The organism is Nonomuraea longispora (genome assembly GCF_004348345.1).
In the GTDB taxonomy this organism is placed as follows: Bacteria; Actinomycetota; Actinomycetes; order Streptosporangiales; family Streptosporangiaceae; genus Nonomuraea; species Nonomuraea longispora.
This window is the reverse complement of record NZ_SMJZ01000077.1, coordinates 1-13348: the sequence shown is the minus strand read 5'-3', so window position 1 is coordinate 13348 and position 13348 is coordinate 1. Positions and strand designations below refer to the sequence as shown.

At 72.3% G+C, this 13348-nt stretch carries 13 protein-coding genes and 1 pseudogene; 7 read left to right on the top strand and 7 right to left on the bottom strand.

Going from position 1 to position 13348, the window contains the following annotated elements:
* The 4 genes from E1267_RS20820 (at position 1) to E1267_RS20805 (ending at position 4502) form a co-directional block, all read left to right on the top strand.
* Positions 1 to 903, top strand: coding sequence for a glycosyltransferase family 2 protein (locus E1267_RS20820; protein WP_132334260.1), 903 nt, complete (start codon positions 1 to 3; stop codon positions 901 to 903).
* Positions 900 to 1919, top strand: coding sequence for a GNAT family N-acetyltransferase (locus E1267_RS20815; RefSeq protein ID WP_246064084.1), 1020 nt, complete (start codon positions 900 to 902; stop codon positions 1917 to 1919). The genes E1267_RS20820 and E1267_RS20815 overlap by 4 nt, the downstream gene beginning before the upstream one ends.
* 101 nt (positions 1920 to 2020) lie before the next feature.
* The gene (locus E1267_RS20810) at positions 2021 to 3328 is read left to right on the top strand and encodes a nucleotide sugar dehydrogenase (protein ID WP_132334259.1); all 1308 of its coding nucleotides are present in this window, start codon (positions 2021 to 2023) and stop codon (positions 3326 to 3328) included.
* On the top strand, positions 3318 to 4502 hold the full coding sequence (locus E1267_RS20805; protein WP_132334258.1) for a glycosyltransferase family 4 protein: 1185 nt from the start codon (positions 3318 to 3320) through the stop codon (positions 4500 to 4502). The genes E1267_RS20810 and E1267_RS20805 overlap by 11 nt, the downstream gene beginning before the upstream one ends.
* Here the strand turns inward: E1267_RS20805 and E1267_RS20800 are convergent.
* Positions 4475 to 5320 (bottom strand): glycosyltransferase family 2 protein, encoded by an 846-nt coding sequence (locus tag E1267_RS20800; protein WP_132334257.1) that lies wholly within the window; start codon positions 5318 to 5320, stop codon positions 4475 to 4477. The genes E1267_RS20805 and E1267_RS20800 overlap by 28 nt on opposite strands.
* 26 nt (positions 5321 to 5346) lie before the next feature.
* Between E1267_RS20800 and E1267_RS20795 the strand changes: the two genes are divergently transcribed.
* On the top strand, positions 5347 to 5895 hold the full coding sequence (locus E1267_RS20795) for a dTDP-4-dehydrorhamnose 3,5-epimerase family protein (protein WP_132334256.1): 549 nt from the start codon (positions 5347 to 5349) through the stop codon (positions 5893 to 5895).
* 3 nt (positions 5896 to 5898) lie between these two features.
* Positions 5899 to 6798, top strand: a complete 900-nt coding sequence (locus E1267_RS20790; RefSeq protein ID WP_132334255.1) for a hypothetical protein — start codon at positions 5899 to 5901, stop codon at positions 6796 to 6798.
* On the opposite strand, the gene E1267_RS20785 is transcribed toward E1267_RS20790, so the two are convergent.
* On the bottom strand, positions 6747 to 8093 hold the full coding sequence (locus E1267_RS20785; RefSeq protein WP_132334254.1) for an O-antigen ligase family protein: 1347 nt from the start codon (positions 8091 to 8093) through the stop codon (positions 6747 to 6749). The two genes, E1267_RS20790 and E1267_RS20785, sit on opposite strands and share 52 nt — an antisense overlap.
* Before the next feature lie 3 nt (positions 8094 to 8096).
* Entirely contained in the window at positions 8097 to 8837 is a 741-nt protein-coding gene (locus tag E1267_RS20780; RefSeq protein WP_132334253.1) for a hypothetical protein, read from the bottom strand.
* A gap of 131 nt (positions 8838 to 8968) precedes the next feature.
* Between E1267_RS20780 and E1267_RS20775 the strand changes: the two genes are divergently transcribed.
* Entirely contained in the window at positions 8969 to 9841 is an 873-nt protein-coding gene (locus E1267_RS20775; RefSeq protein ID WP_132334252.1) for a DUF6492 family protein, read from the top strand.
* Here the strand turns inward: E1267_RS20775 and E1267_RS20770 are convergent.
* From E1267_RS20770 to E1267_RS20755, 4 genes and pseudogenes are all read right to left on the bottom strand, one after another.
* Positions 9820 to 10644, bottom strand: a complete 825-nt coding sequence (locus E1267_RS20770) for a hypothetical protein (RefSeq protein WP_132334251.1) — start codon at positions 10642 to 10644, stop codon at positions 9820 to 9822. The two genes, E1267_RS20775 and E1267_RS20770, sit on opposite strands and share 22 nt — an antisense overlap.
* A 76-nt stretch (positions 10645 to 10720) precedes the next feature.
* A complete protein-coding gene (locus tag E1267_RS20765; protein ID WP_132334250.1) occupies positions 10721 to 11608 on the bottom strand; it encodes a glycosyltransferase family 2 protein in 888 nt (295 codons plus the stop codon).
* Entirely contained in the window at positions 11595 to 13043 is a 1449-nt protein-coding gene (locus tag E1267_RS20760) for an oligosaccharide flippase family protein (RefSeq protein WP_246064083.1), read from the bottom strand. The genes E1267_RS20765 and E1267_RS20760 overlap by 14 nt, the downstream gene beginning before the upstream one ends.
* A pseudogene (locus E1267_RS20755) lies at positions 13040 to 13348 on the bottom strand (hypothetical protein); the annotation flags it as partial. The gene E1267_RS20760 and the pseudogene E1267_RS20755, both read right to left, overlap by 4 nt.

Below are 13348 nucleotides of genomic sequence, written 5' to 3'. Positions count from 1 at the left end.
ATGGGCCGGGTCGCCGTCGTGATCGTCACCTACAACAGCGCCTCCGTGCTCGGGGGCTGCCTCGGCTCGCTGGAGCGGGGCGCCGAAGGGGCGGAACTGGCCGGCGTGGTGGTGGCCGACAACGCCTCCAAGGACGACTCCGTCGCCGTCGCCGAACGGGCCGGCGCCACGGTGGTGCAGGTCGGCAGGAACGCCGGGTACGCCGCCGCGATCAACGCCGGCGTCGCCGCGCTCGACCTCGACCGGCTGGACGGCGTCTACGTGCTCAACCCCGACTGCCGGCTGCGCCCCGGCTCGATCGCGCCGCTGCTGGCCTGCCTGCGCGAACCGGGCAGGGGCATCGCGGTCCCCCACATGGTCAATCCGGATGGCACGCTCCAGCCGTCGCTGCGCAGGGCGCCGACCGTGGGCAGGGCCCTGGTCGAGGCGCTGGTCGGCGGGTCGCTGGCCGGGCGCGTCGGCGGGCTGGGCGAGCTGGTGACCGACCCGCGCGACTACGCGCGTCCCGGCGCGTACTCCTGGGCGACCGGCGCGGCCATGCTGCTGTCGACGCGGGTCATCCGCGAGGTCGGCGCGTGGGACGAGTCGTTCCTGCTCTACAGCGAGGAGACGGACTACTGCCTGCGCGCCGCCGACGTGGGATGGACCACGTGGTACGAGCCCGCGTCGGTGATCGAGCACATCGGCGGCGACTCGGGCGTGAATCCGACGCTGGCGGCGCTGCTCGTCGTGAACAAGGTACGCCTGTACCGCCGGCGCCACAGGAGGGCGTCGGGGGCGGCGTACTTCCTGGCGGTGCTGGCCGGTGAGGCGGTGCGGGCGCTGGCCGGGCGGCGTACGTCCCGGGCGTGCGTGGCGGCGCTGCTGCGGCCCTCGCGCCGGATGACGGCGCTGCCGCAATGAGCGGGCTGCGCGTGGAGGCGTTCGCCGCGCTCACCGCGGCGGACCTGGACGCCTGGCACACGCTGCGGGAGGCCAATCCGGCCCTCGACAGCCCCTATTTCCACCCCGGTTTCGCGGCGGCCGTGCACGCCAGCGGGCGGCCCGTCCACGTGGCGGTCGCGCGTGACGGCGGGAGGCCGGTCGCGTTCCTGCCGCACCACCGGGAAGGGCGGCTGCTGCGCCCGGTGGGCTGGCCTGGCGCGGACTTCCAGGGCCCGATCCTGGCGGCCGGCGCCGGGTTCCGTCCGTTGGACCTGCTCGGGAACGGGGCCGCCGGCTACGCCTTCGACCACCTGGTGGAGGGGGCGCCCGGGTTCGAGCGGTGGGTGGTCTCCCGCAGGCCGTCGCCGTACCTGGACGTGACCGGCGGGCTGGCGGGCTACCTGGGCCGGGCCTCGCGCAGCGGCAAGGAGAACATGGGGCAGGCCAGGCGGCGGGCCGCGAAGGCGGGGCGGGAGCTCGGCGAGCTCCGGTTCGTGGCGGCCTCGTCCGACCCGAAGGCGCTGGCGCGGGTGGTCGAGCTGAAGCGGGCGCAGTACGCCGCGACCGGCGCCAGGGACTTCTTCGCGGGGCAGGACCGGGTCCGGCTGCTCGACGGCCTGCTGCGCGCCCGCGATCCGGGGTTCAGCGGCGTGCTGTCCACGCTGCACGCCGGGGAGCACCTGCTCGCGGCCCACTTCGGCCTGAGGTCGGGCGGGGTGCTGCACTGGTGGTTCCCCGTCTACGACCCGGCCTTCGCGCGGCTGTCTCCAGGCTGGATCCTGCTGCGGGAGCTGGTGGCCGCCGCTCCGGCGCTCGGGATCGTACGCGTCGATCTCGGCAGGGGCGAGGACGAGTACAAGCGGCGGGCCAAGACCGGCGAGAGCGTGGTCTGCCAGGGTCTCGTCACGAGGAATCCGGTACGCGGGGCCGCCGCGGCGGCGCTGTCGAAGGCGAGGTCGGTCGCACGATCGGTCAGGGCGCGGAGAAAACCGTAACGTTCCAACGGACATGCCCGACATATCGGTGGAGGCGGGGGAAATGGCGCGCTGCCCTCCAGACGGCGGTCCACAGCAGACGGTCCCTTACGGAGGCGGCTGTGCGAATTAGTGTCTTCGGACTCGGTTACGTCGGATGCGTGTCGGCGGCCTGCCTGGCCTCCATGGGACACCAGGTCGTGGGTGTCGACGTCAACCCGGCGAAGGTCGATCTCATCAACGACGGCCACGCGCCGATCGTCGAGGAGCGCATCGGGGAGCTGGTGGCCAAGGCCGTGGGGGGCGGCGCGCTGCGCGCAACCACGGACGCCGCCCAGGCCGTCAGGGACAGCGAGGTGTCGCTGGTCTGCGTGGGCACCCCGTCGGCGCCCAACGGCAGCCTGTCGACGACGTACCTGGAACGGGTGGCCGACCAGATCGGCCGCTCGCTCGCCCCGGGGCACGTGGTGGTCTTCCGCAGCACCATGCTGCCGGGAACCTGCACCGACCTGCTCGTCCCCATCCTGGAGCTGTCGTCGGGGCTGCGCGCGGGCGTGGACTTCGGGGTGGCGGTCAACCCCGAGTTCCTGCGCGAGGGCACCAGCGTGCGCGACTTCTTCGCGCCGCCCAAGACGGTGATCGGGGAATCGGACGAAGCCGCGGGCGACGTCGCCGCCGCGCTGTACGAGGGGCTGCCGGGCGACGTCTTCAGGGTACCCATCCCCGTCGCCGAAATGGCCAAATATGCGGACAACGCCTTCCATGCGGTCAAGATCGGCTTCGCCAACGAGCTGGGCGCGATCTGCCAGGCCATGGGCCTCGACTCGCACCGCGTGATGGACGTGTTCCTGGCCGACCGCAAGCTCAACATCAGCCCCGCCTACCTGCGGCCCGGCTTCGCCTTCGGCGGCTCCTGCCTGCCCAAGGACCTGCGCGGCCTGGTCTACGCGGCGCGTAAGGCCGACGTGTCCGTACCGCTGCTCTCCCACGTGCTCCCGGCCAACGAGGCGCACCTGCAGCGCGCCTTCGACCTCGTCACCGCCTCGGGCAGGCGCAGGATCGGCCTGTTCGGGTTGTCGTTCAAACCCGGCACCGACGACCTGCGCGAGAGCCCGCTCGTCGAACTCGCGGAACGGCTCCTCGGCAAGGGCTACGACCTGCGCATCTACGACGCCAACGTGACCCTGTCGCGCCTGGTGGGCGCCAACCGCGCCTACATCGCCGAACGCCTGCCCCACCTCGGCGAGCTGCTCGGCGACTCGGCGGACGAGGTGCTGCGGCACGCCGAGGTCTGCGTGATCGGGTGCGCGGACCCGACGGTGCTCGACGCGCTGAGCCGCGCGGGTGAACGCCGGATCATCGATCTCGTACGCGTTCCTGACGCGGAGGCCCAGCGGGGCAGAAGGGACTACACAGGCATTGCGTGGTAGAGCGCTCATCCTCGTCGAGAATCTGTCCGTACCGCTGGACCGGCGCGTCTGGCAGGAATGCACGGCGCTGTACCAGACCGGCTGGGAGGTGCACGTCATCTGCCCGCGGGGCGCCAAGCAGGACACCGAGCCCGAGGCCGTCATCGACGGAGTCCACATCCACCGCTACCCGCTGCGCGCCGCCACCGGCGGTCCCGCGGGCTACCTGCGTGAGTACGGCTCGGCGCTGTGGCACACCTTCCGCCTGGCCAGGCGACTCGGCACCTTCGACGTGGTGCACGGCTGCAACCCGCCCGACCTGTTCTTCCTGGTGGCGCGGGCCATGCGGGGCAAGGGCACACGGTTCGTCTTCGACCAGCACGACCTGGTGCCCGAGCTCTACCTGTCGCGGTTCGGGCGCGGCGAGGACCTGCTGTACCGGGCGGTGCGCCGGCTGGAGCGGATGACGTACCGGGCCGCGCACGTGGTGATCGCGACCAACGAGAGCTACAAGCAGGTGGCGTTGTCGCGGGGCGGCAGACGTCCCGAGGAGGTCTTCGTGGTGCGCAGCGCCCCGGCTGTCGAGCGGTTCCGCCAGGTGCCGCCCGAGGAGGGCCTGCGGCGCGGCAAGCCGTACCTGCTGTGCTACCTGGGCGTGATGGGGCCGCAGGACGGCGTGGACTACGCGCTGCGCAGCCTGGCGCGGCTGCGCGACGAGCACGGGCGTACGGACTGGCACGCGGTGTTCGTCGGCGGCGGCGACACCTTCGACGCCATGGTGGCGCTCTCGCGCGAGCTGGGCCTGGCGGACGCCGTCGAGTTCACCGGCCGGATCCCCGACGAGGATCTGCTGCGCTATCTGTCCACGGCCGACGTGTGCCTGTCGCCCGACCCGCTCAACCCGCTCAACGACGTCTCCACGATGAACAAGATCATGGAGTACATGGCCATGGGCCGGCCCATCGTCTCGTTCGAGTTACGCGAGGCGCGGGTGTCGGCGGGCGAGGCGGCCCTGTACGCGCCGGCCAACGACGAGTCGGAGTTCGCCAAGCTGATCGCGCAGCTGCTCGACGACCCGGACATGCGGCGGCGGATGGGCGAGATCGGCCGCGGCAGGGTGGCGGGGCCGCTGTCCTGGCACCATTCGAAGGCGGCGTTGCTGGCGGCCTACGACGCCGCCGTGGGGTCGCGATGACGGCTGCCGGCGTCGGTGCCCCAGCTCGTCCTGCCGCCGCGCACCCTGGTGAGCAGCCGGTCCAGGACCAGCACGGCCAGGTAGCAGGCGGCGTCGAGCGGCCCGACCGCCCGCGAGGCCAGCAGCGCGCCCAGCGCCCGCGGGCGCAGAGGGCGCGCGGGCACGCCGAGTTCGGCGAGTTGCCTGTTGCCCTGCCTGACCCTGATCCGGCGGCGCAGGTGGGCGCGTACGGTGCGGGCGGGACGCACGACGGAGCGCGCCCCCGCCACCACGACCCGCTCGCCGCCGGCGAAGCACCCGTCCACCCAGCCGTCGTCGGAGATCACGTCGGGCAGCGGGAAGGCCCGCTCGTGCCCGCGCCCGTTCAGCACGTAGACGCCGACGCCCGCGAGCGCCCTGGACGGCGCCACCAGCCGGTCGTGCACCCGGTGCACGCGGCGGACCACGGGGCCCGTACCGGACAGGTCCCACTCGGGCTGGGGCGCGCAGGCCAGCACGCCCGGCCGGGCGGCGGCGTCGGCCAGCGCCCGTACGGAGCCAGCGTCGATCCGCACGTCCGCGTCGAGATAGACGCGCGGGTACGCCGCGCACGCCGCGTCGCCCAGGCGCAGCGCGTTGACCTTGCCGGGGATCGCGGTCTCCAGCACCCGCACGCCCGGCCGCGCCGCGACCCGCGCGGTGCCGTCGGTGCAGGCGTTGGCCACCACGACGACGTCGAACTCGCCGGGCTCCGTCCCGGCGAGCAGCAGGTCCAGCCCTTCGGCGACGACCGCCTCCTCGTTGTGCGCCGGGATGACGACGCTGACCGCCGGCTTCATCGGACCGCCTCCAGGAAGGACGACACATGAAAGCAGAGCAGGGGCAGCTCGACGGCGTCCTGCTGTTCAGGCCGACGCCGCACCACGACGGCCGCGGCCTGTTCACCAGGACCTTCGACGCGGACGTCGCCGCCGAGGCCGGCCTGGCCGCCGAGACCTTCGTCCAGGACAGCCAGTCGCGCTCGCGGCGCGGCACGGTCCGCGGCCTGCACGGGCGCTCGGGCCAGGGCGAGGCGAAGCTCGTCAGGTGCGCCCGCGGCGCCGTCCACGACGTGCTGGTGGACATCAGGCCGCACTCGCCGACGTTCGGGCGCAGCATGGCGGTGCGGCTCGACGACGAGGACTTCGTCACGCTGTACGTGCCCCCGGGCCTGCTGCACGGCTTCCAGGCGCTCACCGAGCCCGCCGACACCTGCTACCGCATCGCCAGGCCGCACGATCCCGCCGAGGACCTGGCGGTCCGCTACGACGACCCCGATCTGCGGATCGCGTGGCCGCTGCCCGTCACCGAGGTCAGCCGGCGCGACCAGGAGGCGGGCTCGTGGGCCGGCCTGCTGCGGCGGCTGGGCGGCTGAACGATGCGCGGACCTCTCAGCCTGCTGGCGGCCGTCGCGGTGCTGGCCACGGCCTGCCAAGCCGCACCCGCCGAGCAGCCGACGCCGAGCCCCTCCCCCAAGCCGAGCATCACCAGGGCCGACGGCTCGTCCTGCCCCGACCATCCCACCCCGGCCTGCACGGGGGCGCCCCGCGGGGTCAAGCTGACCAGGGTCGGGCTCGACACGGAGAACGTCGCCTACCGCGTCAGGAAGCCCGGCACCGTGCTCGACGGCGTCCACGTGCCCGGCCATCTGCTGATCCACGCCGACGACGTCACCGTCAGGAACAGCGTGATCGACGGCGACGTGATCAACTCCGACGGCCCCGAGTCGTTCCGGTTCACCATCACCGACACCACGGTGGGCACCACCGGCAAGTGCGAGCCGCTGCCCGGGATCGGCTACGACAAGTACAAGGCCACCAGGGTGCTGGTGCAGGGGCACAGCGACGGCTTCCGGGTCTCCGGCGACGACGTCGAGATCCGCGACTCGTTCGTGAAGCTCTGCTCCAACCCCGGCGACCATTCGGACGGCATCCAGGCCTACAACGGCGGCAAGGGGCTGCTGTTCCACCACAACACCGTCGACCAGCGCGAGGCCCGGCACATCACCGCGCCCATCTTCCTGGTGGACGAGAAGTCGCGGGACGTGGTCGTCACCGACAACCTCATCATGGGCGGCACGTTCAGCCTCCAGGTGCGCAACGCCCGCGGCAGGCAGGTCGTGCGCGGCAACAAGCTGGTCGACCAGTCGTGGGTGTACGGGCCTGTCGACTCCGAGTGCGGCGGGACGGAGTGGTCCGGCAACGAGCTGGTCACCATCGACGAGAGCTATCGGATCACCTCGATCGTCGGCCCGCTGGTCTGCGAGGGTGAGAGCTGATCGGCCCGCGCGGCCCGCAGCAGGGCGCCGGCCGCGCCGACCAGCACGAAAGCGATCCCGGTCACGGTCGCGAACGACAGCAGGTCGAAGGTGAACGACCCGGCGAGCGGCACGAGCAGGCAGGCGGCGACCGTGAGCCCGAGGTCGCGGTCGCCGGGGTCGGCGCTCAGGTGCCGGGCCCTCAGCGCCGCGTAGCAGGCCACCAGGAACACCGACGTGTACGCCACGGTGCCGACCAGCCCGGTCTCCACCATCGACAGGATGTACTGGTTGTCGAAGATCTGGTGCTTGGGGGCGTACCACGTGCCGAGGCCGCGGCCGAGCCAGAAGTGCCGGCCGATCTCCTGCCCGGCGACGGCGTAGTCGTGCGTCCTGTACTGGATGCTCTCGTCGTTGCCGAGGTCGGTGAACAGCCCGGCGATGGCCCCGAGCAGGCCCGGCACCGCGACCCAGACGACCGCCATGAACCCCGCCGCCGCGAGCAGCGCCCGCAGCCGCCGCCGCGCGGGCCAGCCGACGATCAGCACCAGGCCTGCCACGAACAGGCTCAGCATGGCCGAGCGCGACACCGAGAACATCAGGCCGAACCCGATGAGCAGCGTGCACGCCCACCAGCGCAGGGCCGGCTCGGCGCGCGTGCGGGCTTTGACGGCGTAGTGGGCGGCCAGCGGGAGCAGCATGGCGCAGGTGACGCCGAACTCGATGGGGTGTCCGGTGGTGGCCGCGACACGGCGCAGGTCGGCCCGTTCGAGGACGAACGAGTCCCCCTCGGTGCTGTAGCGCAGGATCGGCAGCTCCATGAACCTGGTCAGGTCCACGGAGAACAGGAACTGGAAGGCGCCGACCACCGAGATGACCGCGCCCGCCACCACCAGCGTCTTCAGCACGAGGTCGAGCCGGCGCAGACCCCGCACGCCGTCGCAGACCGTGAGCGCGATGCCGACGATCGCGATCACCAGCACGAAGGAGTGGTCGCTCAGGTTCAGCTCGTCGGAGTCCATGTACCCGTACGTGGTGAACCCGAAGGTCGCCAGCATCGCGGTGAAGTAGGCGAACAGCACCGTACGCACGGGGTTGCGCCCCTTGGCGGCGCCCAGGGTGAGGGTGAGCTGCGCGCACAACCACAGCAGCGCCGCCGCCAGGCTCACCACGTTCGCGGGGGTGAGCGAGAGCGGCAGGTACTTCAGCACCAGCCGGGCGGGCACGATCAGCAGCACCACGGCGAAGACGGCGGCGACGGTGGCGCCGTCGGCGCGCCCCTGCCGCGGCGGGGCGCCGGGCGTCGCGGCGGCCACCGGCTACGACCCCGGTTCCCCGGCCGCGACGAGCTCCTGCTCGCCGCCCTCGGGCTCGTCCCGCCTGCGCCGGGTTCCCGGCAGCCCGGGGAAACCGGCCCTGCGCGCCGCTGAGAGGCTCTCCGCGGCGAACGCGGCGCACAGGGCGGCGATCAGCCCCAGACCGAGCGCGGCGGCTGCGGAGCGCAGCCTCCTGCCCTCCTGCGGCACGGGCGTGGTGGGCGGCACCGTCTGGCTGATCGTGATGTAGGTCTCGGGTGGCGCCTGCACCTGCCGCTGACGTACGTCGAGCTCCCGCTCGACCCGCTCGATGACCTCGCGGGCCATCCGCGTGGCCGCCTCGGGCTTGCGGCTCTCTCCTTCGACGAAGACGAGCGGGCCGGTCGCCAGCGACTCCAGGTTGTTGGTGCCGTTGGTGACCGCGTACGTGGTGTCGCCGTCGGGGCGCACGCCCATCTCGGTCACCATGTCGGGCGTGCTCATGACGTTGATCAGCATCGACGCGGCCACGTCGAGCCCGTGGTCGAAGTTGAGCAGCGGGTTGACCTGCGGGACGGGCTGGTCGGGGTCGGGTGGCACGGTCCCGCCGCTGGTCGGCGCGGTGAGCACGAGGACCGCTGAGACCGTGTAGGTGACGGGGATCGTGGAGTATGCGTGGACGGCGCCGCCGACGGCCAGCAGGAAGGCCGGAACGGCGACGGACCACCGTCGCGCCAGGACGAGGACGGTCCCCCAGAAATCCACGTGCCCTCCCTGCGAGTCCTGCCTCATGGATGTCGCCGCGAATGGGGTGGAGCGTTACATAAACCGTGTAACACCACCTCTGGCTCCCCGATAAGGGGAAGGCAGGGGCGTTTCGCGAGGGGAGCCGAGCCGTGAGCAAGCTGGCGGTCATCACCCCGTCCTACGCCCCGGACGCCGCTCTCTTCGCCGACCTGCACCGGTCCGTACTCCGGCACACGTCGGACGACACCGTCCACCACGTCTTCGTGCCCGCCCGCGACCGGCAGGTCTTCGCCGGGTTCGAGGGTCCGCGCTGCCGCCTGTGGGTGCGCTCGGAGCTGCTGCCCCGCAGGTACGTCCGCGTGCCCTTCACCGACGTGTACGTCAACCGTCGCCGCCCGTGGCCCCCGCTGCGCGGCTGGGTCATGCAGCAGACCGTCAAGATCGCCTCGGCCGGCCTGATCGACGCCGACGCCCTGCTCATCGTCGACTCCGACGCCGTACTGGTCCGGCCGACCGGGGTCGAGTCGTTCAGCATGGACGGGCGGCTCTGCCTCCACCGGGTCGAGAACGCCGTGACCGCCGACATGGAGCGGCACCTCCTGTGGCACCGGGTCGCCCGCGAGCTGCTCGGCCTGCCACCACCGCCGCCACCGCCGCTGCCCGACTACGTGACCGCGCTGACGTTCTGGGACCCGCGGATCGTGCTCGCCATGCGCCGCCGCATCACCGAGGTCACCGGGCGCGACTGGCTCGACGCGTTCAACGGACGGCTGCACGTCTCGGAGTTCGTCCTGTACGGCGTGTTCGTCGACGAGGTGCTGAAGGCGTCGCCGCCGATCAACACGACGATCTGCCACCTGAGCTACCACCACGAGCCCTGGGACGAAGCCCAGGCGGTCGCCTTCGCCGACCGCCTGCCGCCCGAGGCGGTGGGCATGATGATCTCCGCCAAGTCGAACACCCCGCACGAGGCCAGGACGGCCGCGATCCGGCGGTGCGCTCAGGTCGTCGACTCGACCTGAGCGTCCTCCCGCTCCGCCGCGGGAGCGGCCTCCGGCCAGGGCTCGGGCTCGGGTCGCGGCTTCCTGCCCTCCTCGGGTTCCCGCTCCTGTCCTGGCTCCGGCTCGTGCTCCTGCGGCTCGGGCTCCGGCTGGGGGCCGGGGTCGCCCGCGCGGCGGGCCGCGCGCAGGCGCTGGACGCCGTACGCCGCGCCGAGCCCCGCCACCACCCCGAGCAGGCCGCCCGAGGCCGCGCCCAGCAGGCGGTCCGTCACGACGAGCCGGGGCGCCGACGCGGGCATCACGTCGAGGATGCCGATGTGCGTGCTCACCGGCGCGCCCAGCGCCGTCTGCCGCTTGGCCAGCTCCACCCTGATGCGCAGCTTCGCCTTGCGCATGACCTCCGTGACCACGGCAGGAGACGTGCTCTCCACCTCGACGTAGACGAACGGCCCGTTGGTGCTGATGCCGAGCAGGTCCGGGTTGGTACGGCCGTCGTTGACGGTCAGGACGGTCGGGCCGTCCTCCGTCACGCCCAGCTCGGCCGCGACCTCCGGCGTGTTGGTGGACAGGATGAGGATGCCCGCGGTCGTCCGCAGGGCGTCGTTGAACTGCAGCAGCGGATTGGTCAGCCCGAGCCGCTGCTGGGGACCGGTCTCCAGTGTCCCGCCCGTGGCCGGCACGGTGAGCACCATGGAGGCGGTGGAGACGTAGCGGCTCGGGACCAGGAAGTACGCGGCCAGGGCGAGCCCGATCGCGACGACGGCGACAGGCGGCCCGATCGCCTTCTTCCTGACCAGACCCCAGACGGTTGTCCAGAAGCGCACTATTTCCGCCCCCGTCGACTTTTGTAACGATGCAAAGTGGAAATCGCCCTTGTCATGAACGCCGTTACACCAGCGGCTACGTCGGCCGGGCCATGGACAGCAGCTTGCGGCTGCGGTGGGCGATCGTGCGGCGCTGGCGGCGAGCGTACATGCGCAGCACCCCGGCGCGCGCCCGGCGGCGATCGTCGTCGGCGAGTCCGGCGTCGCGCACCCATCTGAGCAGTTCCCTGCACTGCAGCGTGTTGGCCGCGTGCGACTGCCAGGACGGCACGTCGAGGCGGCGGGCCAGGCCGGAGATGCGCTCCAGCCGCCAGTTGCGGTGCGACAGCACCTCGGGCACGTGCGCCCACGGGCCGGCCAGCGCCAGCTTTGCGGCGAACACCTCGTCCTCGCGCAACATGTTCCTGCGTGGGATGCCGACCGCCGGTTCGCGGCGCAGCAGGCCGTAGAGCGGGTCGATCAGGAACGGGCTCTCGTTGAGCAGCCTCAGCATCTCGGTGAAGCGTTCCACCGGGTCGTCGGAACCGAGGCCCCCGCCTTCATGCGGGCCCTCGTAGGCGGCGGTGGTGACCGTGCTGTCCGGCCGGCTGTAGGAGACCTGGTTGGTGACGAGGATGACCCGCTCGTCGGACGCGAACGCCGCCATCGCGCGCGAGACGCACGCGGGCTGGAGCCGGTCGTCGTCGCCGATCCACCGTACGTACGCGCCGCGCGAGATCCGCGCCGCGTGCGTGAAGTTGGCGAGCAGGCCGACGTTGTGCGGATGCCGGTGGTACACGATCCTGCGCTCGCCGGCCGCCAGGTCGCGGCAGAGCTCCTCGGTGCCGTCCGTGGAGGCGTTGTCGGAGATGACCAACTCGATGCGCGGGTAGTCCTGGGCCAGCACCGAACCGATGACGCCTTCGAGCCGGTCGGCGCCGTTGCGCACGGGCAGGGCGATCGAGACGAGTTCAGGTTCCCGCATGTGCTCTCCCTTGACGTACGAGTCGCTGTAGCGCGGCGCGCGGCACCGCGACGAGCACGAACACCAGCAGCCCCGCGCCGCCCGCCACGCACAGCTCGGCGAACGGGCCGTCCACGGCCGCGGCCGACCCGGCCATCACGAGGCCGGCCGGCACGGCCGCCGCAAGCGGCCTGGCCAGTCCCGCCCCGAACAGTCGCAGCGGCACGCCGGACCGGTGCAGCGCCACCGCCAGCAGCGGCAGCGCCACCACCACGGCGATGACCGCGTGCGCCACGGCGGCGCCCTCGATGCCGCCGATCCTGGCGCCCGCCATGAGCGCGGGCACGAGCGTGACCGCCCAGGCCAGGTTCACCCACATGGGCGCCCTGGTCGCGCCGGTCGAGGCCAGGACGTCGGTGATGAGCAGGGTCAGCATGCGCACGGCCATCACGATCGCCAGGAAGCGCAGCACCCCGGCCGACGGCGACCAGCGTGCGCCGTACAGGAACTCCACGAGCGCGGGGGCGAGCACGCCCATGGTCACCGCGACCGGCAGCACCAGCGTGGCCAGCAGCGGCACCGCCTGCCGTACGCCCGCCCGCAGCGGCTCGTCGCCCTCCTCGGCCAGGCGGGAGAAGCTGGGCAGGGCCACGTAGCGGATGGCCGTGCCGATGAGCCCGGGGACCCAGCTCGAGATGTTGTAGGCCAGCAGGTAGAAGCCGAGCAGCGCCGGCCCGAGCACGTCGCCGACGATGACGGCGTCCACGTTCAGCAGCAGCCCTTCGACGCCGAGGCCGGCGCAGAGCGGCAGCCCGAACCGCAGCAACCGGACGGCCACCGCGCGGTCGAAGCCGAGCTCGATCCTGACCCCGGCCAAGACGACCACCAGCACGCCGGTGAGCGCGGCCCCGCTGAGCTGGCCCCACGCGAAGCTGTAGGCCCCTGCGCCGTTCGCGGCCAGGGTGATGGAGACGCCGGCGTTGGCGGCGAACCCGGCGAGGTTGGCCCAGGCCAGCTTGTCCTGCCGGAACGTGCGCATCAGCGCGGCGCTGCGGACCGCGGTCAGCCCGTAGACGAGGTTGGTGGCCATGAGGATGCGGATCACCCAGGTGGCGTCGTCGCTGCCGGCCAGCCGGGCGTAGAACGGCGCGATGACCCAGAACAGCGCGTACAGGCCGGCGCTGGACAGGACGGCCACCACCGTGGCCGTGGGCGCGACCTCCTCCAGCCTGCCGCGCCACTGCACGGTCGCGGAGATCACTCCGGCGTCGTTGATGTAGATGACGAACTGGGTGGCCGCCAGGGCGATGGCGAACACGCCGAAGTCCTCGGGCACCAGCAGCCGGGCCAGGACGAGGCTCATCACGAACGAGCCCGCCTTCATGACGAGGTTGCCGAGCAGGCTCCAGCGCAGCCCGCGCCCCGCCTTCCTGCCGATCTCGCCGACCTCGCTCACCGGCCGTCACCGTCGCCCGGCGGCACCCTCTCCAGCCAGATCTCCCGCCAGAACGGTACGAACTCGCGCGGGCAGCTCGCGTTGTAGACACCCTCGCAGACGAGGTCGTCGAGGACGATGCACGGGCTCTTCATGCTGAGCATGCGGCCGGTCCTCTCGTCGAGGCAGCGCTCCACCCTGGCGCGCACCCGCGCGGTCCTGCCGCAGTAGCGGGCCATCTCCTCCTCGAAGCCCAACCCGCGGTTGAGCAGGCTGTCGTTGAGCGTGTCGAGGATCTCCTCCTTCGGCCTGATCCTGACCAGCTC

Excerpts from the sequence above, each read along its gene's own strand:
- E1267_RS20820 (WP_132334260.1), top strand. The coding sequence starts at position 1 with ATGGGCCGGGTCGCCGTCGTGATCGTCACCTACAACAGCGCCTCCGTG.
- E1267_RS20815 (WP_246064084.1), top strand. The coding sequence starts at position 900 with ATGAGCGGGCTGCGCGTGGAGGCGTTCGCCGCGCTCACCGCGGCGGAC.
- E1267_RS20800 (WP_132334257.1), bottom strand. The coding sequence starts at position 5,320 with ATGAAGCCGGCGGTCAGCGTCGTCATCCCGGCGCACAACGAGGAGGCG.
- E1267_RS20795 (WP_132334256.1), top strand. The coding sequence starts at position 5,347 with ATGAAAGCAGAGCAGGGGCAGCTCGACGGCGTCCTGCTGTTCAGGCCG.
- E1267_RS20790 (WP_132334255.1), top strand. The coding sequence starts at position 5,899 with ATGCGCGGACCTCTCAGCCTGCTGGCGGCCGTCGCGGTGCTGGCCACG.
- E1267_RS20765 (WP_132334250.1), bottom strand. The coding sequence starts at position 11,608 with ATGCGGGAACCTGAACTCGTCTCGATCGCCCTGCCCGTGCGCAACGGC.